Here is a 23,989-nt window from a genome sequence, read left to right on the forward strand (position 1 = left end):
GCGAATTTGGCGCGGTCCGTTAACTCGGTTCGCGCCTTTTTTCTGGAACTAACGAGGATACTCAGATCCCGTGCAGCACCTGCGTGGCCTTGACCGCCGCCGAAGCGCGGTTCTCGACGCCGAGCTTCACATAGATCTGTTCGAGATGTTTGGTGACGGTGCGCGAACTCAAGCCTAGGATCTCGCCAATGTCGCGGTTGGATTTTCCCTTGGCGATCCACAGCAGCACCTCCGATTCGCGCTGGGTGAGCTGGAAATGCTGGCGGAGCATCTCGTCGTCGTTCATGCCGTTTTCGGCGGTCAGCCGAAAGAGATATTCGTTGGCGCCGATCGCGCCGAGATAGGAAATCTGCAGGCCCGTCTGGCCGGCCCGATGGAGCGACAGGTTGCCCTGTCTTTCGCCGCCTTGCCGCTCCCGCATCCACGCGGCGATGCGGGCAGTGACGATCGCAAGTCCGTCGTCGCTGCCGGTGGCGGCGTTGACGAGGCGGGTCGCCTGCGGCGTCGACCAGCGCACCGTGCCGTCGCCGCGCACGGCAAGCAGATGCCGGCCGGCGGCGTCGAGCGCGACGCGGGCGCTCTGGGCCGAACGCGCATTGGAAAGATGGACGCGGATGCGGGCGCACAGTTCGTCGATATTGATCGGCTTGGTGAGGTAGTCGACGCCGCCGGCCTCAAGCGCCCGCACCACGTGTTCCGTCTCGGTGAGCCCTGTCATGAACACTACCGGCACCTGGGCGACCGAGGCATTCGCCTTCAGCCGGGTGCAGGCCTCGAACCCGTCCATGCCGGGCATCACCGCGTCGAGCAGGATGATGTCAGGCGTGATGCGGTCGGCGATGTTGAGCGCCGCATTGCCGGAAGTGGCGATCAGCACGGAAAAACCGGACTGCTCCAGCGCCTCGGTCAGGAAACCGAGAGCCTCTGGAGAATCGTCGACGAGCAGCACGATGTCACGCGGGTTGGTGGCCTCAGGCACGGGCGTTCGTCTCCTCGGAAAGCAGCCGTTTCAGATAGGCGTCGTAGCCCGACAGGTCGAAGGCGCGGACGTAGGCGCTGACCGCCTCGGCAAAGGGCTGGTTCTCCGGGTTCAGGGCAATCTCCGTCAATCTCGCCTCGATGCCCCTCACGTAGCCGATTTCGCCGAGCTGGATCAATTCCCTGACGTGATGGTCGCCGGGGCTTGTCACGGTACCGGTCTTGCCAATGGGCGACAGGTCCTTGACGTCGCCTTCGTGGATCCATTCCAGGCCGAGATGGATTGCCAGCTTGTCTGTGAGCTGGCGCACGCCGAAGGGCTTGGCGAGCGTGTCGTTGTGACCGATCGCGCCGGCCGCCGAGCCGTCGCCGATATTAGCGGACAGCATGATCGCCGGCGCCGTCTGGCCGTGTTCCCTCAGCTTTGTCACCAGTTCCCAGCCGTTCATGCCGGGCATCGAGATGTCGATCAGGAGGAGGTCGGGCCGCGTCGCTTCGATGAGCGCCAGGCAATCGGCGCCACTTGCCGCCGTCAGCACGGTGAAGTCGAGCGGCACGAGCACCTCGCGCATCAGGTCGCGGTGGTCCGCATTGTCGTCGACGACGAGGATGGTGCGGTGCGCTCCCCTATAGGAGCGGATCTTGCGCACCGGGTCCTTGAAGGCCGCCGGGCGGTCGATGGCGGACAGCATCAGCCGCACCTTGAAGGCGGTGCCCCTGTTCTTTTCGCTGGTGACGGAGATTTCCCCGCCGAGCGTCTGGGTCAGCAGACGCGTTATGGTGAGCCCCAGACCGAGACCGGGCATGCGGTGTTCCGCGTCGCCACGCTGGAAGGGATCGAAGATCTTCGGCAGGTCCTTGTCGCTGATGCCGCGGCCGCTATCCTCGATGGTGAAGGTCGCCACCTGGCTGCGATAGGCGATCTCGAAGCGGATGTGGCCCTGATCGGTGAATTTCACCGCGTTCGAAAGCAGGTTGACGAGGATTTGCCGGAGCCGCTTCTCGTCGGTGCGCACATATTGCGGCAGCGAGGCGGCCCGGTTGTGCTCGAAGCCGATGCCCTTGGCCTGCGCCTGCGGGCGGAACATGTCGATGATCTGGTCGAGGAAGTCGTGAATGTTGATCTCGTTCGAATAGACCTGCAGCTTGCCGGCCTCGATCTTGGAGATGTCGAGCAGGCCGTCGATCAGCCCCGAAAGATGGTCGGCGCTGCGCTTGATCACCTTGATCGCGCCCTGCCGCGACGACGGGATCGTCTCGTCGCGTTCGAGGATCTGAGCGTAGCCGAGCACGGCGTTGAGCGGCGTTCGCAACTCGTGGCTCAAGCCGACGACGTAGCGGCTTTTGGCGCGGTTCGCAGATTCGGCCGCTTCCTTGGCGTTCTGCAGCGCTGCGTCGGTCTTCTTATGGGCTGCGATCTCTTTCAGGAGCAGCGTGTTTTGGCGGGAGGATTCCTCCTCCGCCACGACGCGGCTGTCGTGGGCAAGCACATAGAACCAGGAGACGACGCCAGCAAGGATGGCGAAGACGAAGAAGACGACGGCGATGGTCCGCTCGACGACGGCTGCGGTCTCCGGCGAGGCGGCGGTCGTCTGGTGGGCGATCATCGCCAGGATTATGCCGATGCCGGTGATCGAGATGACCGCCGAAATCGCATAGCGGCCGAGCCTTGTCGCGAGCTTCGCCACGACCATATCCGGCAGCAAAGCCTTGGCGACGGTGGAGATCTGCGTGTTCAGCCGCGCCTTCGGCTTGCACATGTCGTGGCAGCGGCTGTCGAGCGAGCAGCAGAGCGAACAGATCGGCGCCGCATAGGCCGGGCACCAGGCCATGTCCTCCGGTTCGAACGGATGCTCGCAGATCGAGCAGGTGATCTCGCTCTCGCGGAACCAGCTTTTGCGCGGCTTGCGGGCGAGATAGAACTTGCCCTCCGTCCACCAGGCGATGAGCGGCGAGACGACGAAGGCCGTGACGAGGGCGATATAAGGCGCGAGCGAGGCGGCAACCTCGCCCATGGCGCCGAAATGCGCGGCGAGCGCCAGCAGCGCCGATACCCCCATGGTGCCGAGGCCGACGGGATTGATGTCGTAGAGATGGGCGCGCTTGAACTCGATGCCGGGGGGTGACAAGCCAAACGGCTTGTTGACGAAGAGATCGGCTGAGATGGTGCAGAGCCAGGCCATGGCGATGATCGAGAAGATGCCGAGCGTCTCCTCGAGCAGACGGTAGATGCCGAGCTCCATCAGGAGCAGCGCGATCGCCACGTTGAAGACCAGCCAGATGACGCGGCCCGGATGGCTGTGGGTGAGCCGTGAAAAGAAGTTCGACCAGGCGAGCGACCCGGCATAGGCATTCATCACGTTGATCTTCAGCTGCGAGACGACGACGAAGGCGACCATCAGCATGAGCGCAGCCGTCTCCGACGGGACGATATAGCCGAAGGCGGTGTAATACATCTGTGCCGGGTCGGCGGCCCTGGTCGAGGGCACGCCGGCGCTGAGCGCGAGCACGACGAGAAAGGAGCCGGCCAACAGTTTCGGCGCGCCAACGATCACCCAGCCGGAGCCGGCGAGAAACACCGCGATGGGGTGATGCAGCTTGCGCTGCCCGTCCGGCGGCAGGAAGCGCAGAAAGTCGACCTGCTCGCCGATCTGCGCCATCAGCGCGAAGATTACCGCGGAAGCCGCGCCGAATTCGACGAGATCGAAGGGCGCGACGGTGCCGGCTGGTCCGGAGGCGTGGTGGATGCCGGCATAGGCGAGCCACAGGCCAACCTTTTCCCAATCCGCAAGCGCGATGAAGGCAAACGGCAGGATGTTGAGGACGATCCAGAAGGGCTGGGTGACGAGCTGGAACTTGCTGATCAGTCGCACGCCGTGGGTCACCAGCGGGATCACCATGACGGCGCTGACGATGTAGCCGATCCACAGCGGCACGCCGAGCGCCAATTCCAGCGCCCCGGACATGATCGACGCTTCGATCGCGAAGAGGATGAAGGTGAAGCTCGCATAGATGAGCGAGGTGATCGTCGAGCCGATATAGCCGAAGCTCGCGCCGCGCGTCAGAAGGTCGATGTCGACGCCGTGGCGGATGGCATAGCGGCTGATCGGCCAACCGACCAGCAGGATCATCACGCTCGCGACAAGGATCGCGACGATCGCATTGGTGGTCCCGTAGGACATCGTGATGGCGCCGCCGATCGCCTCCAGCGCCAGGAAGGAGATGGCGCCGATCGCCGTCTGCGAGATGCGCTCGGAGGAAAAGCGCCGCGCGCTCTTGGCGGTGAAGCGCAGGGCATAGTCTTCGAGCGTCTGGTTGGCGACCCAGCGATTGTATTCTCGTCGAACGGGAATGATGCGCTGGCGTGCCGCCATGGTCCCTCGTGTCTTTCTGCGTCCCCCGGCAGGGCCGGCCCCGCCTTCGTAACATAGACGCGCCGCGCATGAAATTGCTGCGGTGCGGGAAAAGCGCATTGGCCCGAATTGGCGCGCAGCAGCCCGTCTTGACAAAGAGATGTCCTGCTTATGTCGGCCGCGGTGGTGGTCCGGTCAATGCTGGGCGTCAGCCCGTCGGCCTATCAGGAGGCCTGCGAGGTGATGAGGCCGGAAAAATGCGGCGGCGGCGATTGCCTGTATCCTCGAGCGCGGCGGGCATATCAATTCACCGGGCGGATATCTCCGGGAGCTCACACGCAAGGCGACGCGCGGCGAATTCTCGCTTGGGCCGGTTCTCATGGCGCTTCTGAGAGCAGATAGGCAAAGTGACAAACAGGTGGGGTGAATGGGAACCGGAATATCAAAACCCTGACAGCTGTCAGGCCTGACAGCTGTCAGGGTTTTTCGGCCTCCAGCATAAGGGCCTCTCGAGCGCGGCACAGCGCGGCACATGGATTCGAATTCCCCATCCTTTTGACTGGCAAATTTGCGATTACCGGCCGGACGGGGGACGGGGAACGGCAACTTCCGACCCGATGACAGCCGCTGTCGTGGTGCGGCCGATGCCGGGCGTCAGCCCATCCCTTACGATGTTACGGGCTTGGGGAGCACCACATTTGCCGTCGGCTGCATTATTGGAAAGGCAGGCCATATCAACTCGGCCGGCAGCTAGCCCTGATGCGGGCAAAGTAAGAGTGCGGACATGAAAGCTGGATAGGCCGATTGCGGAGCGGCTGCTAAGCTAAGTCCGAATTGGAGGAAAGGAACGTCGCATGCCGTCTGAGTCACGATCACCACGCCTCGCTGTTCTCATCGATGCCGACAACACCTCGGCAAAGATTGTCGACGGGTTGTTCGAAGAGGTTGCAAAGATCGGCGAAGCCAGCGTCCGTCGGATCTATGGCGACTTCTCGGGCACGCGTTCCAAAGCCTGGGCGGAGGTGCTCGCGAAACATGCCATCATCCCGCAACAGCAGTTCGCCTACACGACAGGGAAGAATGCTTCCGATATCACGCTTGTGATAGACGCCATGGATCTTTTGCACAGCGGCCGCTTTGATGGCTTCTGCCTCGTCTCTTCCGATAGTGATTTCACGCGCCTTGCCGCACGTATCCGCGAGCAGGGCATCGACGTCTTTGGCTTTGGCGAACAGAAAACTCCGGAGAGTTTCCGCCAGGCCTGCCGTCGGTTCTTCTACACCGAGAATCTTCTTCCGGGCGCATTGAAAGACGATCAGAGCGCCGCGTCGGCCGGAAAGTCCTTGCAACCGGCGAGCGCCGCTGTGCCGTTGATCAAAAAGGTTCTTGCCCAAGAGGAAACCGACGACGGCTGGGTCAATCTTGGCGCGGTGGGCAAGCAATTGCTCAATTTGGCGCCGGACTTTGATTCGCGCACCTTCGGGTTCCGAAAGCTCAGCGATCTCATTCGCAAGACAAACCAGTTTGAAGTCCAACAAACCGAAGGACGTCCGGTCAGTATTCGCCTGAAGCAACGCGCAAAAAACTAGTGGCGATTGCGAGGATGGGCCATCCGCCTTAAATTCATCATCAGCACGAAATCAGGCTTCACAGCCGCCCGCCGCCGTTTCCCACCTCAGTCGACAAGGAGCGTTGTCATGAAGACGGACAAGGAAGAACTGATCAGGAAGCGGGCCTATGAGCTGTGGGAGAGAGCAGGGCGACCGGAGGATGATGGTCTCAAGTATTGGTTTCAGGCTGCGAACGAACTTGAGTCAGGAAAAATCAATGGGGCAGAGGTGCTGGAAAATGCTGCGGTTCTTGGCGAACCCCACGAACCTGCAATTGCTACCAAAGCGAAAAAGACGCCAAAATCCGCGGTGAAGAAGCAGCCAGACAGCGCGAAGCCGCTGAAAACGAGCACCGTTTCCAAAACCAGAGATAGGAAAGGCAAACGGACTGAGGGCCGTTAGACGGTAAGATGACTAGCCGCCACCCGTCCCAACTTCCGTTCCGCCAATAATTCGGCTTTCCGTCGAATCCAGAACGGTCTATCTGTGCTGCCGCATATGACGAGCCTGACCGGCAAAGGGTTCGGCAGGCCAGGATCAAGGGAAGACGCTATGGCAACGGGTACAGTAAAATGGTTCAACGCAACAAAAGGCTTTGGTTTCATCCAGCCCGACGACGGCGGCGCCGATGTCTTCGTACACATTTCCGCAGTGGAGCGGGCGGGCCTGCGGGAGTTGAAGGATGGTCAGAAGATCACCTACGAGCTGGTGGCGGATCGTAAGTCCGGCAAGATGTCGGCGGACAATTTGCAGGCCTAACCGATTCCTCAGACGCGAGCCTTGGAAAGGCCGGGGTCAACTCGGCCTTTTCCGTGTGAAGCATTCAGCGACTGGTAACAATGCTGCACTCGGCCGCGGCGTGAACGCTCTTGAATATGTTGCCCCGCGATACCACGTTCGAAGTATCGAGGCGATTCATCTCCTCCCGAATCGCTTCGATCCGACGGACAGCAGTTTTCTCCCAGGCTGTCGGTCACTTATCGGAGCCCGGCGCACCTCCTCCCGCGCCGGGCTTTTGTCGTTTTCACAGGAACTCTATCCGGATTCTGCCATTCTTATTGCTCAATGCCCGCAAAGAGGAATTCCAAGGAGGAGGGATCGTGGAAATCAGCGCCAGTGACCGCGAGCTGATAGCGGTGATGAAACAGTATTTTGCAGCGAAAACCGAGTTGGAGAGCTTGAAAGAACAATTGGAGGCGGCACGGCAGGCAGCCGGCGCGGCGATCGGCGTGTTCTACGATCCCCGCCAGAACGCTGAGCACGCCGCCGACCTGCAACGCTCGTATCGCTTGAAGGGAGAGATGGTGTCGCTGATGCAGCGTGCTGAAGCGTGGGGTAGGGCAGCATCGGCCGCTGACCGGAACGATACTTCGGAGCCGGAAGCGGAGCCTGAAGAATGGCAGTCGTTTGAGAGGCGAGCCGATACATTGTTCGGCGCGTAGTCTCGCCTAGACGATCAGCCGGGCCGCTCGTCCGTTCCGCGTTGTTGTAGTAGCTCGCCGCCTGCGTCACCGACTTGTGCCGCGACTGCTGCATCGCCTCCGGCAGTGGAATGTCACGATGGGCAGGTTCCGTCACATAGTCCGACCTCAACCCATGCGCCGAAAACAGCTTCGGATCGAGCCCGGCCTGTTTGGCGCGAGCCTTGAGGACGAGGTTGACCGATTGCGGCGTCAGCGCCCGCCGGTCGACATTGCCCCATTGATCGATGCGCCGGAACACCGGCCCACCCTTGATCGCTGCTTCCGCCAGCCACTGCTTCAAGGCGGTCACTGGCCGGCCGATCAGCAGCACATGCTCGCTGGTCGTCGCAAATGGTCGTCTTCGTGTGGCCGAGGTGAATACTGAGTCAAGGGAGAGAAGGGGAGTTCTTGTCGGCCGGATCGGCGCGCACCGGTTCCTCGTCAACAAGATCTTCGACCCGCAGTCCCGACACTTCCGACCGGCGGCCGCCGCCGGAGGCAAACGCGGTTATAAGCAGGGCCCGATCACGCACGCCCACCAGCCGATCGCTGGCGCATGTTTCGAGGAACTAAAGCGCCGGTCAGGCCACGCCAACGCGTCAGGATCGACCAGATGGTCAGCCGCCGGCGCACCGTGCCCGGTGCGTGCGGGCCGCAGGCCCTGAGCAGGCGTTCGGCGCGCAATTCGGCCCCGACCTCCGCCGGCATTGCCGTGGGCCGGATCGTCGGCACGCTTGACCGGATCCCGAGATGGTGGGCAACGAATTTCAGGAGCAGCGATTCCGGCGCCGGCCAGGGGAGGGGGGCGCCCGTCGCCAGTTGGCGCCAGGCCTCGAGATAGCCCAAATCCGAGGCAAGCGCCCGCAACGTGTTCGCCCATACCCTCGTCGGCGAGATACTTGAGCGTGGCGACGTCGTCGTCAGTAGGTAGTTCGGCGAGCTGGTCGCGACGGTCGAACGGCAGGATGGCGTCGAGCGCGTCGAGTCCTCGGCGCGGCGCAGGATCGCATCCTCGCCGATTGTCACAGGATTCCCTTTGCCACATGAACGCCTTTCCGACTGGCGCTTTCCTAACGGCCTTCACGCGTATGCCAAAGCCGCAGCACGGAGATCGTCGACCGCCGAATCTCATACCGTATTTCGTAATGGCCAACGAGAATTCGCCGAATCTCTCGAGGGTCGAATTCCTCCAGCCGTTCGCCGATGCGCGGTTGTTCGAGCAGGCGTGCTGGAGCGCTCGTCAACGATTGCACAGTACGAGCCGCAGCTTGCCGATTTACCGGTGCCAGGAAATCATAGAGGCGCCCTAGATCGGCGACTGCCTTACTCGTCCACTCAAGCTTCGTCACAGCGGCAAGGGTAGCGGCTTGTCATCATCTAGACTGTCGGCCCAGGCCTGGACGGCCTGGTGATCGATAACGCGGCCAGCGTCGACGTCGGCAAGCGCTTCCAGAGTCAAGCGTCGGCGCTCCTCTTCCTGATCGACCCAGGCGGTCAGCGCCTGCTTGACGATCCACCCGCGCGAGCGCTCAAGCCGTGCCGCGATCTGATCGACTTTCTCGGCGAGGGGCAGTGGTACGTGCGCCGTCAGCACCTTCGTTTCCATATTTGGCCCCTGCCGATTCAATATCAATCACAGTGATTAATATTGATTACTAGTGAGGCGAAATCAAGGGTTGGAGGCGCGGTCGGGACGTCGTTTGGGACAGGCTCCATCTTGAGGATCCGCCTCAGAGTAGCAGCAAAGGCGCCGCAAACGGTAAGAAAACAGGCTCAAATCCATCACTGTCGATCCTGGGGCCCTATCGATAGTGATGCGACGCGAAAATCGCCGTCTGGGTGACATTGGGCCGAGTTCATTCCGTTTGTGAGATTATAAGCGTTAATTCAGTTGGTTAATGGATCATGAATTTGTGCTACGGGGCATTGTGAGAATTGGCGCAGCCGGCGAACACACTGGCCACTCTGGTGAGTGGATCGTCATTGGTAGGTCCCAGGAGGGCGCGCAGCTCGGCGAATTACGCGCCGGTGCTCCAGCCTCGATGTTCTGCCGCCCTTCCTGCAGGCGATCCTTGCACTTAGACTTAGACTAAGACTAGGTCCGCATCCGGCTGGTCAGCGGGCATCGTCCGACCTACCGAGCGCTTTTAGGATGAACCGGATCTGCTCACGCAGGCCCGCTTCGGTGTCTTCGCCGTGTCGAAGGCAGTGCTCGATCAGAATAGGATGGAAGAACGGCATGAACGCGGTCTTGACTGCGCGCGCCGCTTCGGCGGGATCTTCCACCTCGCACTCGCCCGTTTCAATGCCCTCGCGGATGATTACCTCTAAGATCGTCACCATCTGCTCAGTATGCGCCTTGATGACCGGCCGGTTCTCCCGCATGGCCGTTACAATCAGGTCATGCATGCGCCTGTCGTTGAGCAGTTTCGTCTTGTTGTGGTGGTGAACGGCGGTCAGGAGCTCCTCGAGCTTCTCCAAGGGCGGCGCGCTCCTGCGTGCGATCGTAAAGGCGACCTCAACGGTACCGTTCAAGACCCGCCTGCAGATGGACTCCTTGATTGCCTCCCTCGAGGGAAAGAAACGGTAGACGTTCGCGCGGCTCATGCCGAGTTCGGAGGCAATATCGGCCACGGACGTCTTAGCGTAGCCGATACGGCGAAAGTGCTCCTCCGCCACTTCCAGGATGCGCGCGCGTACCTCGTCGGAATCAATTCCCGTTCGGACCAGAAGATCCATGGTTTTCTCCAGAACCGGTGAATCGGATCTACCGGGCTCACTGTGAATCTGTAGCGGCAAGATCGTGCAACCGGCTTTGCGTGTGTCCAGGCAGGGCCAGCGCGCGAGACCTTGCACTGTGTCCGCACGACGACCCAGCCCTACTCGGCCGCCATTGCTGGGCACACTTCCAGTTCCTCTGTCGGATCCTCATGGATCTCATCTGCAGTCGGCTTGACCCTGAACCACGCGGCGTAGAGCGCCGGAAGGAAGAGCAGGACCATCACCGTGCCGACCCCCGTGCCGCCGATCAGCGTATACGCCATCGATCCCCAGAAGACGGAATGTGTGAGGGGAATGAAGGCCAACACGGCGGCAAGTGCGGTCAGGATCACGGGCCTCGTGCGTTGCACCGTGGCCTCGATGACGGCGTGATAGTCATCAAGGCCGGCAGCACGGTTCTCCTTGATCTGTTCGGTCAGGATCAGCGTATTGCGCATCAGGATGCCCGCCAGTCCTATCAGGCCCAGAATGGCGTTGAAGCCGAAGGGCTGATTGAAGGTGAGCAACATCGGCACGACGCCGACAAGGCCAAGCGGTGCCGTCAGCATGACCATGGCCATCGTCGAGAAGGATCGCACCTGCAGCATGATGACGATCAGCATGGCGGCAATCATGGCCGGGAAAACCTTGCCCAGCGCGGTATTCGCCTTGCCAGCCTCCTCGATCGATCCACCCAGCTCGATGCGATAGCCGGCCGGGAGCGATGCGATCAGCGGCTGAAGGGCGGTCATGATCTGCTTGGAGACCTCCGGAGGCTGGGTCGCCTCATTGATGTCCGAGCGGATCGAGATGACGGGCGTGCGATCGCGGCGCTTCAGGATCGGCTCTTCCAGACGGATTTCCGAGTGGCCGATCTGGTCCAGCGGAATCGGGCGGCCGTCGCGGCTCATCAGCGAGAAATCCGCCAGACGCGTCGGATCCAGCCGCTCGCCGCCGGCGCTGCGTGCGACGATCGGAACGTTGCGAATGTCCTCGCGCACCTGCGTAACGGGGATACCGCTGAGGAGGAACTGCAGTTGCTGGGCCGCCTCGGCCGGCGAGAGGCCGATGAGGTTCAGTCGCTCCTGATCCGGGATGAAGCGGAGAACAGGCGTGCGATTGCCCCAATCGCGGTTGGCCTGCCGCACGTCCCGGACGCCGCGCATGATGTCGAGGGCCTTCTCGGAAATGCTGTATAGCTGGGCGGGATCAGGTCCCATCACCCGAAACTCGACCGGGAACGGGGTGTACGGCCCGAACACAAGCTGGGTGACGCGTACATAGGCCGCAGGTGCAAGGCCCTGTGACACGGCTTCGCGCAGCCGATGCTTCAAAGCCTCGCGCGCCTCCGCGTCGGGCGTCAGCACGACGATCTTGGCGAAGGCGGGGTCAGGCAGCTCCGGTGCCATCGCAAAGAAGAAGCGGGGAGCGCCCTGACCGACATAGCTCGTGACAATCTTGGCCTCAGGCTGCTCGTCCAGCCAGTTTTCGAGCTTCTCGACGGTCGCCGTCGTCGTCTCAATGCTGGTGCCTTGCGGCAGGCGAACCTCCACCAGCACCTCCGGGCGGTCGGACGTCGGGAAGAACTGCTGTTTGACGGCGCCCATGCCGACTACAGAAAGCGCGAAGGCAATGCCGACAATGGCGCAGGTCAGAAACTTGTGGCGCACCGCAAAGGTGATGAGCCGTCGCAGACGCCGATAGTTCGGTGTGTTGTAAATCGCCTCGTGCCCGCCTTCGATCGGTTTGACCGCGGGCAGCATCTTGACGCCGAGGTAGGGCGTGAAGACCACCGCGACGATCCAGGAGACGATGAGGGCGAAGCCCACCACCCAGAAGATGTTGCCGGCGTACTCGCCGGCGGTCGAGCGCGCGAAGCCCACCGGCAGGAAGCCGGCGATCGTCACGAGTGTCCCCGACAGCATTGGCGCGGCAGTGTGGCTCCACGCATAGGCAGCCGCCTTGATGCGGTCCATGCCCTCTTCCATCTTCACCACCATCACCTCTATGGCGATGATGGCGTCGTCCACGAGAAGGCCGAGCGCCAGGATGAGGGCGCCGAGCGTAATGCGGTCGAAGAACCGGCCGGTTTCCAGCATGATGAGGAAGACGACCGCAAGCGTCAGCGGGACGGCAGCCGCCACGACGATGCCGACGCGCCAGCCCAGGCTGAGCAGGCTCACCACCAGCACCACGCCGAGCGCCATGGCGAACTTCATCATGAATTCGTCGACCGCCGAGGTTATGTTGACGGCCTGGTCGGTCACCTTGTCGAGCGTCATGCCGAGCGGCAGTCCCTGTGCGATCGCCGCAGTCCTATCCTCCAGCGCCTTGCCGAGCGCGAGACCGTCCCAGCCCTTCTGCATGACAGCCGCCAGCATGATGGTCGGCTCGCCCTGGCGCCGGATCAGGTAGGTGGCAGGATCCTCGTAGCCGCGGCGGACCTCGGCAATGTCGGAGAGCTTCAGCGTCCGCCCCGCAGCGGCGATCGGTGTGTCGGCAATCGCCTGGACACTGTCATAAGCGCCGTCGACCCTGATGAAGACCTGCGGTCCCTTTGTGTCGATCGAGCCTGCCGGTGTGACAGTGTTCTGCCGCTGCAAGGCGGCAACAATATCCTGTGCTGACACGCCGAGGGTCGCCAGTTTGGCATAGGAAAACTCGACGAAGATCTGTTCGGGACGTTCACCGAGGATGTTGATCTTCTTGACGCCGGGCACGTGAAGGAGATCCTGTCGGATCACCTCGGCCTGCCTGGCCAGCTCACGCATCGGCATGCCCTTGGCCTTCAGCGCATAAAGGGCGAAGCTCACGTCCGAATATTCGTCGTTGACGAAGGGGCCGAAGACGCCGGATGGCAGCTTGCGGGCTTCATCCCCGAGCTTCTTGCGGGCCTGGTAGAACTCCTCCTGCACGACGGACGGCGGTGTGCTGTCCTTCAGCGTGACCGTCATATACGCATAGCCTGGCCGTGTGGTCGTCTCCACCCGGTCGTACCAGGTCAGCTCCTGAAGCCGCTTCTCCAGCGGTTCGGCGACGAGGTCCTGCATCTCGCGTGCCGTCGCGCCCGGCCATGCCGTCGTGACCGTTATGGTCTTGATGGTGAAGTTGGGATCCTCTGCCCGTCCAAGCATGAGGAAGGCGTAGGCACCGGCGGCCACCAGCAGGAGGATGAAGAACAGGGTGACAGCCCGTTCGCGAACGGCGATCGCGGAAAGATTGAGGCTCATCATCAGTTACTCCACTCAGGGGCAATCCTGACGCGAGCGCCTTCCTGCAGGAGATGCGCGCCAAGCGAAACAATCGGATCGCCAGAGTTCAATCCAGAGATCATGGCGGCCTCGCTGGTCACGCGAACAAGTTTGACGGGCCGAAAGTGTACGATCGAGGTGGCGCTATCCACCACCCAAACGCCAGTCCTCTCGCCATCGTCGAGCACCGCTCCCAGCGGCACCTGGACCTCCGGCTGGCTCGCCTGGTTTGCAATCCGAATGGTAACCGTGGCGCCGAGCGGTGCTGCCGCGGACCCGCCGTCGAGCACATAGCGGGCCTCGTAGGTACGGGTCCTGGGATCGGCGGAGTCCGATAACTGCCGCAGATGTGCCGTGTAGCGACGCTCGTCGCCCCCATACAGGCTGGCCCCGGCCACCGAGCCGATCGCCGGCCGGAGCGTCTCGGGAAGTGCGATAACGGCCTCGCGGGGACCGGCGTGGGCAAGTCTAACCACCGTCTGACCGGCGGAGACAACCTGCCCCGGCTCCCCGAGCGTCTCGACCACCGTTCCATCCGCATCCGCCGCCAGGACAGAATAGGTCGCCTCGTTCTCCGCGACCCTCGCTTCCGCTTCCGCGGCGGCGAGCTGTGCCGTCGCGGTGTCGAGCGCCGCCTTCGCCTGCTCGTAACGCTGTGGCGTTGCCGCCAGTCCGTTCTTCACGAGAACAGCGTAGCGCCTCTCGTCCGCACGCGCCTGAACCAGGATAGCGCGTGCTGCAGCGACAGCGTTGCGCTTGGCGGTGAGGGCAAGTTGTAGATCGGTCTCATCGATCCGCAGGAGCGCCTGGCCCGCCTTCACCTGTTCACCGATATCCACGAGGCGCTGAACGATCTTGCCCGGCACCCGGAAACCAAGATTGCTCTCAACCCGCGCGGCGATCGTACCTGTAAAGGCTCGCTCGGCGCTTTTCGGCTTCGTCGCCTCCACCACCCTTACAAGTGGCGAAGCGACGCGGGGATCCGCGGCCTCCGCGTCGCCTGCTGGCGGTTCGAAAACGAACGCATACGCCGCGCCACCGGCTGCAGCCACAAGGCCGATCGATGTGAGAAGAAATTTGCGCTTCATGTCAGATGACCCTTGTTGACGGGCGTCGCCTCTATTAGATTGCGATCTAAATCTAACCATGATATAGATGTCAAGTGAAATCTAATCTGAGGTCGATCATGAGAGTTAGTCGAGCACAGGCTGAGGCAAATCGCGAAGCGGTCATCAATGCGGCGAGCCGGCTTTTTCGAGAGCACGGCTTTGATGGCATTGGGCTCAAGGATCTGATGAAGGGTGCCGGCCTGACACAAGGCGGATTCTACAAGCAGTTCGAATCCAAGGACGATCTTGCGGCACAGGCATCGAGGCGAGCGATGGAGCACGCTACCCGAAGATGGTCGGCTGTTGCTGCTGCAAGCCCTGAGCCCCTCGAGGCCGTTATTGAGCTCTACCTATCGATGGGGCATCGCGAAGAGAAGAGCGACGGTTGCCCGTTGGTGGCGCTTGGTGCTGATGCGGCGCGTCAAGCCGAGGAAGTGAGAGCCCCGTTCCAGGACGGCATCCAAGCGCATCTTCAAATTCTCGAAGAACTGATGCCGGAGGCGGAAAGCCCAAAGACCTATGGCAAGGCCATGGCGATGCTGTCGCTGATGGTGGGTGCCGTGACGATCTCTCGTATCCTGAATGATGAAGCGATGTCGCAGCGCTTTCTCGAGGCAGCCGCCGACGAAGTTCGGCGAATCGCCGCCTCCGCAAGAAACGCGTGAGATGTCCACTTCCCGCCAATGGCGTCATTGCTCGCGCGTTCGCACGCTGCCTTCCCGGATCCTTGCCCGCCCGGCCGTGGGACTGGGTCTCGAGATCACTCGGCCGAGACTATTGCCAAATAAATAAGCGGCAATCGCCGATCGAGCGTCTGCACGGCGTGCAGACGGATGGCACAAAATGACAGTTTGGAGATCACATGCGTCGTATCGTTATCACAGGCATGGGAGCAGTCAGCCCCCTCGGATCCAACGTGACGACTTCCTGGTCTACGCTCTTATCTGGGCGTTCGGGCATCCGACGGCTTCCTGACGATGTCGTGGGGGACCTGCCGGCGAAGGTCGGTGGAATGGTTCCCTCTCTGGAAGAAGACCCCGAGGCGGGCTTCGATCCGAATACCGTCTTTGCCCCAAAGGATCAGCGCAAGGTTGACCGATTCATCCTCTTCGCACTGGCGGCGGCAGAAGAGGCGCTTGCGCAGGCGGGATGGAAGCCGGGCTCGGAAGATGACCAGGCCCGGACCGCGACGATCATCGCTTCCGGCATCGGCGGGTTTCTGGCCATAACTGAGGCGGTGCGAACGGTTGATCAGCGCGGTGTCCGGCGTCTTTCACCGTTCACTGTGCCGTCTTTCCTGGTGAACCTGGCAGCGGGACAGATTTCCATCCGTTACGGCTTCAAAGGGCCGATCGGCGCACCGGTGACGGCGTGTGCGGCCGGCATTCAAGCGATCGGCGATGCGGCCCGTCTTATCCGCGCCAATGAGGCCGACATCGCGGTGTGCGGCGGCACGGAAGCATGCATGAATGTCGTCAGCCTTGGTGGTTTTGCTGCGGCACGCTCTCTTTCGACCGGCTTCAATGAAGCGCCTGATCGGGCCTCGCGCCCCTTCGACATGTTGCGCGACGGCTTCGTCATGGGCGAAGGCGCCGGCATCCTGGTCATCGAGGCATTGAGCCACGCGCTTGCGCGCGGCGCGAAACCGCTCGCCGAGCTCGTCGGCTACGGCACGACTGGGGACGCTCACCACGTCACTTCCGGTCCCGAGGACGGCGACGGTGCGCGTCGCGCGATGGAGATCGCGATTGCCCAGGCCGGAATCTCGCCGCGCGAAATTCGCCACCTCAATGCGCACGCGACCTCGACGCCAGTCGGCGACCTGGGGGAAATCGCGGCGATCAAGAGGGTCTTCGGTACAGACTCCGCCATAGCTGTCAGCGGAACGAAGTCGGCGACCGGACACCTGCTCGGAGCTGCCGGCGGGCTTGAAGCCATCTTCACGATCCTGGCGCTTAGGGAGCAGATAGCCCCGCCGACGCTCAACTTGAGCGCTCCTGATCCGGCCGGCGCCGGAATCGACTTCGTGGCGAACCAGGCGCGGCCATTGGAGATGGACTACGCGATCTCTAACGGCTTCGGCTTCGGAGGAGTCAATGCGAGCGCGGTGTTCCGACGCTGGACGGACAAGCTGGCCGGCGCCGGAGGATCCCGCGATTGAAGGCTTGCCTCTGACCGCTCCCGTTTTCCCAATCCACTCGAAACGAAATCCAGCACAAGAAGGAAGTGATTTTCATGAACAAAGCCCCCTCACTCTGCCACGGTGCAGGCCGTTATCCACCCTGATGGGATCTCAAGGCGAGGGATAGGAGTCGACATCCCGGACTGGGCGGCATTTTGCCGGCTTCCGATCGTCTCGGTTGGGTGGGAGCCAGCCCTTCGGCGTGGTTCTGCCGAACAGCTTTATAGAACGCCAGAAGCAGAGCTTGATCACCCAAGCATTCGCAAACACCGTCGCAGAACGGGTGGTAGGGGAAGTCCGATGGAAGAAGCCGCTCTCGATTTACGTTCTCTTGACAGAACTAGGACAATCGTCCTAGTTCTCATGTGTCAAACAGGGCGTCGCAGGTAAATGCCAGCACAGTCAACTCGCGACTTGGTTGTCGAAGAGGCGGACGCCCTCTTCTACGAGAGCGGATTCGAGGCCACCTCCTTTGCTGACATCGCCGCAGCCGTGGGTATCTCACGCGGGAATTTCTATCACCACTTTAAGACCAAGGACGACATCCTGGACGCCGTGATTGCCCGCCGAATGGAGCGGACACGGGCAATGCTCGACGGCTGGCAGGCCGAGGGCGAAGGTCCGCGCGTGCGCATACTGTCCTTCATTCATATGCTGATCGCCAACCGAAAGCGGATCATGGATTTCGGCTGCCCAGCCGGAACACTTTGTTCTGAACTCGCCAAGCTCGACCATGCCGCGCAGGGCCGCGCGACCGAAATCTTCGGCCTATTCCGCGACTGGCTCGCCGGACAGATCCGTGAACTTGGCGCCCTTGATCGGGCAGAGACGCTGGCGCTGCATCTTCTGGCCTGGTCGCAAGGGGTGGCGGTGATGGCGACCGCCTTCAAGGACGAGGCATTCATCCGCAACGAGGTGGCCGGGATCGAACGCTGGCTAGCGTCCATACCGGACCTTTCGCAATCCACTTGACCGAGGAGCACCGATGTTCGTCACTTTCCTGAGATTCGCAAAGAACCGTACCGCGGCGCCGAAATTCATGGCGGCACACAACGACTGGATCGCGCAGGGCTTTGCCGATGGCGTGTTTCTCTGCGTGGGCTCCCTTCAGCCCACCGCGGGCGGCGCAATCCTCGCTCATGGCGAAAGCCGTAATCTGTACGATGCGCGTATCGCCGCCGACCCCTTCGTCGTGCAAGGGGTCGTAACCGCCGAGACTTACGAAATCGATCCGAAGCGCGCCGTTCCCGCCCTCGACTTCTTGAAGGCGGCAGCCTAATGCGACTAGTGTTCCCCGGCCCCCACCGTCGCCCTCAGTGGCGAAAATTTTCCGCGCCGCTTTCGAATTGAGTACCAATTTGGCGACTGCGAGGCGATACCGCTATTTCCGCAACAATCGACCTCACCGGACGAATATGGGTGGCCCTCTGGCTTATCGCCGCGTGCACATAGATCAATGAGTGAAATACAGAACAACGCTGCCGATTAAATGCATCAGTCCAAGCACGATGCAGACAGCGATCGGCCTCACGTTAGCTTGTTTGTAGTCGGACGGGGATCCGATTAGGCATTTCGCGCGGTGTGGCAGGACGCCCACCCTGTTGGGTGGAGAGGGGTGGGCGCCTCGCCTTTTCCGGCTCTACTCCTTCACACTGCCAGTGACTGCCTGGATCACCTCGGATCCCATGGCGAACTCGCGATTCCTGCTTCGTATTTGATGGCGTTTTGCGATCCAGTCGAAGTCTGTGTACGCCGCGTAGACGGATCCGTCCTTCGCCTGATAGACGAGGACCCGGACTGGCCAGTCGAGGCCGGCGAGGGGATTCGCGGTGATGAAGGTCGTGCCGAGCGCCGGATTGCCAAACATCACCAAGCGCGAAGGCCGCACCTTGTTCCCGGCGGCGTTGCCGAGCTCAGCCTGATCGATGACGCCGAAGAGGGTGATGCCCTTTTCCGCGACGCTGCGCTTGATGCGGTTGACCGTCTCGCTGATCGAATAGCGGCTCTTTACGGTGACGATGCCTTCGCTGTCCCCGGCCTTGGCCGTGGACATTTGGGCTGACACCGTGATCGTGGCTGCAATTAGGGCGGCTGACCGTACTGACTTGCTAACCTTCATCATTTCCTAGCTCCTCTTACTGCCCCAAACGGGCTGTCTCAAGGATGCGGTCGGCCGCTGCGATTTGATAATGCCGTCTGTTGTCCATTTCGATAACCGGGCCTCATGGCGCGCAGTGGCACGGCGGAAAGCATGGCGAAAACGAGCATCGCGACGAGCACCAGGACTGAGGTGTTCCATCCGAAAAGATCGTAGATCTTGCCGACCACCAGGCTGCCGAAGAGCCCGCCGGTGTAATAGGAGGCCAGATAGGCGCCGCTTGCTGCCGCCTTCTCCGCGTCAGCGATGCGACTGACTTGGCTGGTCGCCAGCGCTTGCGCGAGAAAGGTGCCGACTGCGACCAGAGCGAGGCCCCCAAGCACCACGATGAGATTGCTGCTGATAAGGGCGACCAACCCGAGGACGGCGAGAAGCAGCGTGAGCACGATGCCGGCTGCGGCGCCGAGACGGCGCGAGATTAGCCCGCCCAGCGGAGTGGTGAAGAGCGACGGCAGGAAAACGAAGTAGACGAGGCCGAGCTGCATCGGCGATAGCCCGAGCTCGACGAGACGGAAGTTGACATAGGTGTAAGTCCCTATGAAGACGAACAGGATCAGGAATCCGATGGCGAGCACGCTGTGCAGGCGTCGATTACCGAGCACCGAGAGCAAGTTTCCGCTCCTGCTTCGCCTGCGTCGGTCCGGCATCATGCGCTTCGTCCGACTCAATGTCGTCCAGACGAGGGCCGCGCCCGCCAGGTTGAGAAGCGCGAAGATCTGGAAGTTGATCGACAATCCGCCGAGATCGGCAACTGCCGCCGAGAGAATGCGGCCGAAGAGGTTGCTGGCGACATTGCCGGTGACATATGCCGCGAGAGCTCCGGTTGCCCGCTCGGCCGGGAAGTGTTCGGCGAGATAGGCCATGGTAAGGGTGAATGCGGTGGCCATGCACAGGCCCTGCGCGACCCGCAAGGCAGCGAAGATCGCGATGTCCCGGGTGGTCGAGAGCAAGACGGTCGGAACCGCAAGCAGTGCGAGGCTGATCCAGATTCCGTTTCGCCGGTCCAGGTTGCGCCCGAAGATGCCGACCGCAAGACCTGCAGCCGCCATGCCGAACGTGCTGGCGTTCACCGCGAAGCCCATGGTGGCGCGGCTCACCTCGAACTCTCTCTGCAGGGACGGAAGTATGGCCTGAGCAGCGAAGAGATCGACGAGGGTCAGGAACGCGATGAGTGCAATGACGCCGAAGTGCCAACGGTCGGCTGCCGGGGTCGAGAGAACGGATAGGGGCGTCGGCAGTGAGGCCTGATCTAGGTTCATCACCTTTCTCCGGAAACGGGGACGTTTCCCGCCAGCGGCCGGAAACGTCCGGATTGAAATGATGTGCGATCGTTGGCTTGGCTCACATGGTGTCGGCGTGCTCGGCCATTGGCGGCAGGATATCGGCCGAATAGAGCACGGCGGGCTTCGAGCCGTTGTTCTTCCACCAGTGGGCAAGGCCGCCGAATTCGGCGGTGACTTCGCCAGCCTTGTGCTCGATCGGGACCTTGCAGGTGCTGCGATATTCGGTGATCGAGCCTTCGACGATCAATATGTTGGCGGGTCGTGCCTCATGCGAATGCCACGGCACGACGCCGCCCGGCTGGACGACGAGCTTGCGAAACCTAAGCGCATTTCCCTTCCAGTCACCACCCTTCGACGAGAGGTCAATCGAGGCGAGGACGTCGTCGGTTACGCCTTGCGGGGCAGTCGCGCCTGGTTCCATGGCCCTTGCCGTCACCTGATCGGTAGGGCATTCCCCGGCAAAAGCGGGCATCGCCGCGCTGGTGGAGGCGAAGAGGCCGAGCGTTGCAGCGACCGTCAAGGGCAGGTTTCCTGAAATGAGCTTTCGGGGCATGTGGGGTTCTCCTTTGTCGATCACGCCGGAGATATTCCGGCGGACACAAGGAGATTGCGGGATATTTGGCCGGCAAAGAAATGCCGCCTGCTTTTGATTTCCATAGCCCAGAGCTATTGCGGCAGAGGGGGCGCATCGGCATGGGCGTCGGGGGTGCGCCGCATGTCGATGCCGGAATGCGGTGCCGCCCAGCCGTAAGACTTCACCGCGCCGACGAAGGTGGCGACGGCCGGGGAGAACCGCCGACCGGCGACGGTGACAAGACATACCTCCCGCGTGACCTCCGGTTCGGCAACGGGGCGCACCTGTAGTCCAGGAATGACTGCGCTGTATTCGGGAATGAAGCAGATCCCGAGGCCACCGGCCACCATGTTCTGAATCCAGTCCTCACGCTCGCTCGAATAGGAAACCCGGGTCTTCACTCCGAACGAGTCGCAAAGGTCCGACAGATAGTCCCAGTATTCGCAGTTCACCCGCCTGAGGTAGATCTCGCCGTCGATCGCCGTGATCGGTATGGCATCATACTGACAGAGGCGATGACCGGCGGGAAACGCGAGCATGAACCGTTCGCGAAACAGCGGCGTCACGTCGAAACGCTCGGGGAACTGGTCACTGCTCGCCATGATGGCGACGTCGATTTCTCCGGCCTCAAGCAGTTCGGAAAGTTTGGTCGGCACGCCTTCGACAAGTTGGAGCTGAATGCCGCGGTGCCGTATGTTGAAGTCGCTGAGCAGGCCGGTGAAGCGGCGCGGCCCGATCGTGCACATGATGCCGACCTTCACATGAGCATCCTCGAGACAGAGGAAACGCGAGGCCTCCTGCCGAACCCCCGATAACTCGTCCACGATCGACTGAAAGCGAGGCCGCAGCAAGTTTCCAAGGTCGGTCAGATGGGTGAGGTTGCGCTCGCGTCGGAACAAAAGCCCACCGACTTCGTCCTCGAGCTGCTGAACAGCGCGGCTCAACGCTGGCTGAGTCACATGGCAATTCTCGGCCGCCCGCGTGAAGTTGCGCGTTTCGCAGACTGCCAGGAAATAGCGAACATGGTGAATGTCCATACCTGTCCCCCCCGGAAGACTTTCTACGGCAATTCCTTCGGATCGGACCCCGAAGCTAAAAGGAACACTTCAAAGCGTTGCTAGCGACACGCCATCAATCCCTGACGCCGCGGAGTGCAGAAGTCGAGGCAACGAACTTCCTACGCACGCGTCGTCATCGCCAATGCAATTCACCTATCGAATTCATAGCACAGTGGCATTTCAGTTGAAATGAATACAGCGCCATTCTCTCCCGGAAAAGGCCCTTTGGCCGAACTTGAGGAGACGTGGACATGCTGAAGAGTACCGACGTTGAAACCGATGCAATGCTCGGGCGCAGAACGCTCGATGGCCGCAGCGCCATTGTGACCGGCTCCACCAGCGGCATTGGTCTAGGCATCGCCCAGGCGCTGGCCAAGGCGGGCGCGGCAGTGATGCTCAATGGGTTCGGTGACCCGGCCGAGATTGAGCGGCAGCGGGCCGAGATGGCGGAGGAGAACGACGTCGACGTCGCCTATGACAGCGCCGACATGTCGAGGCCGGAGGCGATCCGGATGATGGTCGAGCGCGCCGGCGCCCGCTTCGGACAGGTGGATATCGTCGTCAATAATGCCGGTATACAGCATGTCGCCCCGATCGCCGAATTCCCCGAGGCCAAGTGGGACGCGATCCTCTCTATCAACCTTTCCGCCGCCTTTCATCTCGTCCAGGCGACCTATGGGCAGATGCGGGCCCGCGGGTACGGCCGGATTATCAACGTCGCCTCCGCTCATGGACTCGTCGCATCTCCGTTTAAATCAGCTTATGTGGCGGCGAAGCATGGTCTCGTCGGACTCACCAAGGTCGTGGCCCTGGAAGGTGCCGAGTTCGGCGTTACGGCGAATGCGATCTGTCCCGGCTATGTGTGGACGCCGCTGGTCGAGCAGCAAATCGACGACCAGGCAAAGTCCCACGGTGTCGCTCGCGATTCCGTAATCCGAGACGTGTTCCTGAAGAACCAGCCGACGAAGCGTTTCGCAACAGTCGAAGAAATGGGGGCGCTGAGCGTCTTCCTGTGCAGCACCGCGGCGGCCTCGATAACCGGCACGGCGATCCCTGTCGATGGGGGATGGACGGCCCACTGATTTCAACATGCGAAGAGGAGGAGAGCCATGAACAAGCACGCCAAAGTGGACATGCCAGCTCGAGAGGACCAGGAAAGGTCCTCCATGGCCGAGAGGCGGCCGCCGCGGACGATTAACCTCGCACTTCAGGGTGGCGGTGCGCATGGCGCATTCACCTGGGGCGTCCTCGACCGGCTGCTCGACGAGCCTAACCTGTTTTTCGAAGGCATCGTTGCGACCAGCGCCGGGGCAATGAACGCCGCTGTCCTGGCCTATGGGCTCGCGGAAGGCGGACGGAGTGGCGCGCAAAGGGCGCTCGCCAATTTCTGGCGCCGCATCAGCCATGCGGCCGCCTTCAGTCCGCTGCAGCCGAGCCTGCTCGACCGCATGACCGGGTCGAAATCATTGGAGTTTTCGCCGGCCTTTGTCATTTTCGACATGGTAACGCGACTCTTGTCGCCCTATCAGTTCAACCCGCTGAACTATAATCCGCTTCGCCAAGTGTTGGAGCAGTCGATCGACCTCGAGGCGATCCGAATGTCCCGCTGTCCGGTCAAGCTGAACATCTGCGCGACCAATGTGCGCTCCGGCAAGGTGAAGGTCTTTTCCAACGACGAGATCTCGATCGATTCGGTGATGGCATCCGCCTGCCTGCCGTTCCTCTTCCAGGCCGTCGAAATCGACGGCGAAGCCTATTGGGATGGCGGCTATATGGGGAACCCGGCTATTTTCCCACTGATCTACGGCTGCGATACGCCGGATGTGCTGGTGGTGCACATCAATCCGCTTGAGCGAACGGAACTGCCGCGGACAGCGGCCGAAATCCTGAACAGGATCAACGAAATAAGCTTCAATTCGTCGCTGCTCAGAGAGATGCGGGCAATCGCCTTCGTGACGCAACTGACTGAGTCGGAGGCGGGTAATTCCCTCGGTCTCAAGCGCATCTTCGTGCATGGGATATCCGACGACGAGACGATGAGAAACCTCAGCGTCTCCAGCAAGCTCAATGCCGAGTGGGGAGCCCTCGTAGACCTCCGTGACCGCGGCCGGCAGTGCGCGGAGGACTGGCTGATGGCGAACTACGAAGCGATAGGGAAGCGTTCGAGCGTCGATATCAGTACGCGTTATCTTTAGGGCGTTCGACGCTTC

21 protein-coding genes and 2 pseudogenes are annotated in these 23,989 nt (G+C 61.7%); 11 read left to right on the plus strand and 12 right to left on the minus strand.

Going from position 1 to position 23,989, the window contains the following annotated elements:
* Window positions 1–61: 61 nt before the first annotated feature.
* Window positions 62–979, minus strand: coding sequence for a response regulator transcription factor (locus CO676_RS16275; protein ID WP_014763074.1), 918 nt, complete (start codon window positions 977–979; stop codon window positions 62–64).
* Entirely contained in the window at window positions 972–4,352 is a 3,381-nt protein-coding gene (locus CO676_RS16280) for an ATP-binding protein (protein ID WP_097521825.1), read from the minus strand. Before CO676_RS16280 ends, CO676_RS16275 begins: the two co-directional genes overlap by 8 nt.
* A 135-nt stretch (window positions 4,353–4,487) precedes the next feature.
* Between CO676_RS16280 and repC the strand changes: the two are divergent.
* From repC to CO676_RS16305, 5 genes and pseudogenes are all read left to right on the plus strand, one after another.
* Window positions 4,488–4,758, plus strand: a pseudogene (gene repC / locus CO676_RS16285) (replication initiation protein RepC); the annotation flags it as partial.
* Between the two features lie 427 nt (window positions 4,759–5,185).
* Complete coding sequence (locus CO676_RS16290; RefSeq protein WP_014763076.1) at window positions 5,186–5,920, plus strand: NYN domain-containing protein; 735 nt, start codon at window positions 5,186–5,188, stop codon at window positions 5,918–5,920.
* Window positions 5,921–6,028: 108 nt separating this feature from the next.
* Window positions 6,029–6,343, plus strand: coding sequence for a DUF2934 domain-containing protein (locus CO676_RS16295; RefSeq protein ID WP_014763077.1), 315 nt, complete (start codon window positions 6,029–6,031; stop codon window positions 6,341–6,343).
* 150 nt (window positions 6,344–6,493) lie between these two features.
* The gene (locus tag CO676_RS16300; protein WP_014763078.1) at window positions 6,494–6,700 is read left to right on the plus strand and encodes a cold-shock protein; all 207 of its coding nucleotides are present in this window, start codon (window positions 6,494–6,496) and stop codon (window positions 6,698–6,700) included.
* Between the two features lie 341 nt (window positions 6,701–7,041).
* Window positions 7,042–7,383: a hypothetical protein gene (locus CO676_RS16305; protein WP_041415134.1), complete on the plus strand. Its 342-nt coding sequence runs from the start codon at window positions 7,042–7,044 to the stop codon at window positions 7,381–7,383.
* Window positions 7,384–7,390: 7 nt separating this feature from the next.
* Here CO676_RS16305 and CO676_RS16310 read toward each other — a convergent pair.
* The 6 genes and pseudogenes from CO676_RS16310 to CO676_RS16335 form a co-directional block, all read right to left on the minus strand.
* Window positions 7,391–8,430, minus strand: a pseudogene (locus CO676_RS16310) (tyrosine-type recombinase/integrase); the annotation flags it as partial.
* Between the two features lie 44 nt (window positions 8,431–8,474).
* A complete protein-coding gene (locus tag CO676_RS16315) occupies window positions 8,475–8,753 on the minus strand; it encodes a type II toxin-antitoxin system RelE/ParE family toxin (RefSeq protein WP_097521826.1) in 279 nt (92 codons plus the stop codon).
* On the minus strand, window positions 8,750–9,010 hold the full coding sequence (locus CO676_RS16320) for a ribbon-helix-helix domain-containing protein (protein ID WP_014763081.1): 261 nt from the start codon (window positions 9,008–9,010) through the stop codon (window positions 8,750–8,752). Before CO676_RS16320 ends, CO676_RS16315 begins: the two co-directional genes overlap by 4 nt.
* 509 nt (window positions 9,011–9,519) lie before the next feature.
* Window positions 9,520–10,143 (minus strand): TetR/AcrR family transcriptional regulator, encoded by a 624-nt coding sequence (locus CO676_RS16325; RefSeq protein WP_097521827.1) that lies wholly within the window; start codon window positions 10,141–10,143, stop codon window positions 9,520–9,522.
* Between the two features lie 140 nt (window positions 10,144–10,283).
* Entirely contained in the window at window positions 10,284–13,394 is a 3,111-nt protein-coding gene (locus CO676_RS16330; RefSeq protein ID WP_097521892.1) for an efflux RND transporter permease subunit, read from the minus strand.
* 2 nt (window positions 13,395–13,396) lie between these two features.
* On the minus strand, window positions 13,397–14,503 hold the full coding sequence (locus CO676_RS16335; protein ID WP_179875502.1) for an efflux RND transporter periplasmic adaptor subunit: 1,107 nt from the start codon (window positions 14,501–14,503) through the stop codon (window positions 13,397–13,399).
* A gap of 98 nt (window positions 14,504–14,601) precedes the next feature.
* Between CO676_RS16335 and CO676_RS16340 the strand changes: the two genes are divergently transcribed.
* The 4 genes from CO676_RS16340 to CO676_RS16355 all read left to right on the plus strand — a co-directional run bounded on the left by CO676_RS16340 (window position 14,602) and on the right by CO676_RS16355 (window position 17,985).
* A complete protein-coding gene (locus CO676_RS16340; protein WP_097521829.1) occupies window positions 14,602–15,189 on the plus strand; it encodes a TetR/AcrR family transcriptional regulator in 588 nt (195 codons plus the stop codon).
* 197 nt (window positions 15,190–15,386) lie between these two features.
* The gene (gene fabF / locus CO676_RS16345) at window positions 15,387–16,685 is read left to right on the plus strand and encodes a beta-ketoacyl-ACP synthase II (protein WP_097521830.1); all 1,299 of its coding nucleotides are present in this window, start codon (window positions 15,387–15,389) and stop codon (window positions 16,683–16,685) included.
* Window positions 16,686–17,096: 411 nt separating this feature from the next.
* Entirely contained in the window at window positions 17,097–17,678 is a 582-nt protein-coding gene (locus CO676_RS16350; protein WP_097521831.1) for a TetR/AcrR family transcriptional regulator, read from the plus strand.
* 13 nt (window positions 17,679–17,691) lie between these two features.
* A complete protein-coding gene (locus CO676_RS16355) occupies window positions 17,692–17,985 on the plus strand; it encodes a YciI family protein (protein ID WP_097521832.1) in 294 nt (97 codons plus the stop codon).
* A 360-nt stretch (window positions 17,986–18,345) separates the two neighbouring features.
* Here CO676_RS16355 and CO676_RS16360 read toward each other — a convergent pair whose 3' ends face one another.
* From CO676_RS16360 to CO676_RS16375, 4 genes are all read right to left on the minus strand, one after another.
* Window positions 18,346–18,828, minus strand: coding sequence for a DUF302 domain-containing protein (locus CO676_RS16360; protein ID WP_097521833.1), 483 nt, complete (start codon window positions 18,826–18,828; stop codon window positions 18,346–18,348).
* Window positions 18,829–18,863: 35 nt separating this feature from the next.
* The gene (locus CO676_RS16365; RefSeq protein WP_097521834.1) at window positions 18,864–20,126 is read right to left on the minus strand and encodes an MFS transporter; all 1,263 of its coding nucleotides are present in this window, start codon (window positions 20,124–20,126) and stop codon (window positions 18,864–18,866) included.
* Window positions 20,127–20,205: 79 nt separating this feature from the next.
* Entirely contained in the window at window positions 20,206–20,700 is a 495-nt protein-coding gene (locus CO676_RS16370; protein ID WP_097521835.1) for a cupin domain-containing protein, read from the minus strand.
* 113 nt (window positions 20,701–20,813) lie between these two features.
* Complete coding sequence (locus tag CO676_RS16375; RefSeq protein ID WP_014763090.1) at window positions 20,814–21,758, minus strand: LysR family transcriptional regulator; 945 nt, start codon at window positions 21,756–21,758, stop codon at window positions 20,814–20,816.
* A gap of 272 nt (window positions 21,759–22,030) precedes the next feature.
* On the opposite strand from CO676_RS16375, the gene CO676_RS16380 reads away from it, so the two are divergent.
* Window positions 22,031–22,861 carry a 3-hydroxybutyrate dehydrogenase gene (locus CO676_RS16380; RefSeq protein ID WP_097521836.1) on the plus strand — a complete coding sequence of 277 codons (831 nt, stop codon included), beginning with the start codon at window positions 22,031–22,033 and terminating at the stop codon, window positions 22,859–22,861.
* A gap of 27 nt (window positions 22,862–22,888) precedes the next feature.
* A complete protein-coding gene (locus CO676_RS16385) occupies window positions 22,889–23,974 on the plus strand; it encodes a patatin-like phospholipase family protein (RefSeq protein WP_097521837.1) in 1,086 nt (361 codons plus the stop codon).
* The last annotated feature ends 15 nt before the right edge of the window (window positions 23,975–23,989 follow it).

Origin of the sequence: Sinorhizobium sp. BJ1 (assembly GCF_002531555.1) — a bacterium.
Classification (GTDB): domain Bacteria; phylum Pseudomonadota; class Alphaproteobacteria; order Rhizobiales; family Rhizobiaceae; genus Sinorhizobium; species Sinorhizobium fredii_B.

Coding starts and splice junctions, on each gene's coding strand:
- CO676_RS16280 (WP_097521825.1), bottom strand. CDS start 4,352: ATGGCGGCACGCCAGCGCATCATTCCCGTTCGACGAGAATACAATCGC.
- CO676_RS16290 (WP_014763076.1), top strand. CDS start 5,186: ATGCCGTCTGAGTCACGATCACCACGCCTCGCTGTTCTCATCGATGCC.
- CO676_RS16295 (WP_014763077.1), top strand. CDS start 6,029: ATGAAGACGGACAAGGAAGAACTGATCAGGAAGCGGGCCTATGAGCTG.
- CO676_RS16300 (WP_014763078.1), top strand. CDS start 6,494: ATGGCAACGGGTACAGTAAAATGGTTCAACGCAACAAAAGGCTTTGGT.
- CO676_RS16320 (WP_014763081.1), bottom strand. CDS start 9,010: ATGGAAACGAAGGTGCTGACGGCGCACGTACCACTGCCCCTCGCCGAG.
- CO676_RS16325 (WP_097521827.1), bottom strand. CDS start 10,143: ATGGATCTTCTGGTCCGAACGGGAATTGATTCCGACGAGGTACGCGCG.
- CO676_RS16330 (WP_097521892.1), bottom strand. CDS start 13,394: ATGAGCCTCAATCTTTCCGCGATCGCCGTTCGCGAACGGGCTGTCACC.
- CO676_RS16335 (WP_179875502.1), bottom strand. CDS start 14,503: ATGAAGCGCAAATTTCTTCTCACATCGATCGGCCTTGTGGCTGCAGCC.
- CO676_RS16340 (WP_097521829.1), top strand. CDS start 14,602: ATGAGAGTTAGTCGAGCACAGGCTGAGGCAAATCGCGAAGCGGTCATC.
- fabF (WP_097521830.1), top strand. CDS start 15,387: ATGCGTCGTATCGTTATCACAGGCATGGGAGCAGTCAGCCCCCTCGGA.
- CO676_RS16350 (WP_097521831.1), top strand. CDS start 17,097: ATGCCAGCACAGTCAACTCGCGACTTGGTTGTCGAAGAGGCGGACGCC.
- CO676_RS16355 (WP_097521832.1), top strand. CDS start 17,692: ATGTTCGTCACTTTCCTGAGATTCGCAAAGAACCGTACCGCGGCGCCG.
- CO676_RS16360 (WP_097521833.1), bottom strand. CDS start 18,828: ATGATGAAGGTTAGCAAGTCAGTACGGTCAGCCGCCCTAATTGCAGCC.
- CO676_RS16370 (WP_097521835.1), bottom strand. CDS start 20,700: ATGCCCCGAAAGCTCATTTCAGGAAACCTGCCCTTGACGGTCGCTGCA.
- CO676_RS16375 (WP_014763090.1), bottom strand. CDS start 21,758: ATGGACATTCACCATGTTCGCTATTTCCTGGCAGTCTGCGAAACGCGC.
- CO676_RS16380 (WP_097521836.1), top strand. CDS start 22,031: ATGCTGAAGAGTACCGACGTTGAAACCGATGCAATGCTCGGGCGCAGA.
- CO676_RS16385 (WP_097521837.1), top strand. CDS start 22,889: ATGAACAAGCACGCCAAAGTGGACATGCCAGCTCGAGAGGACCAGGAA.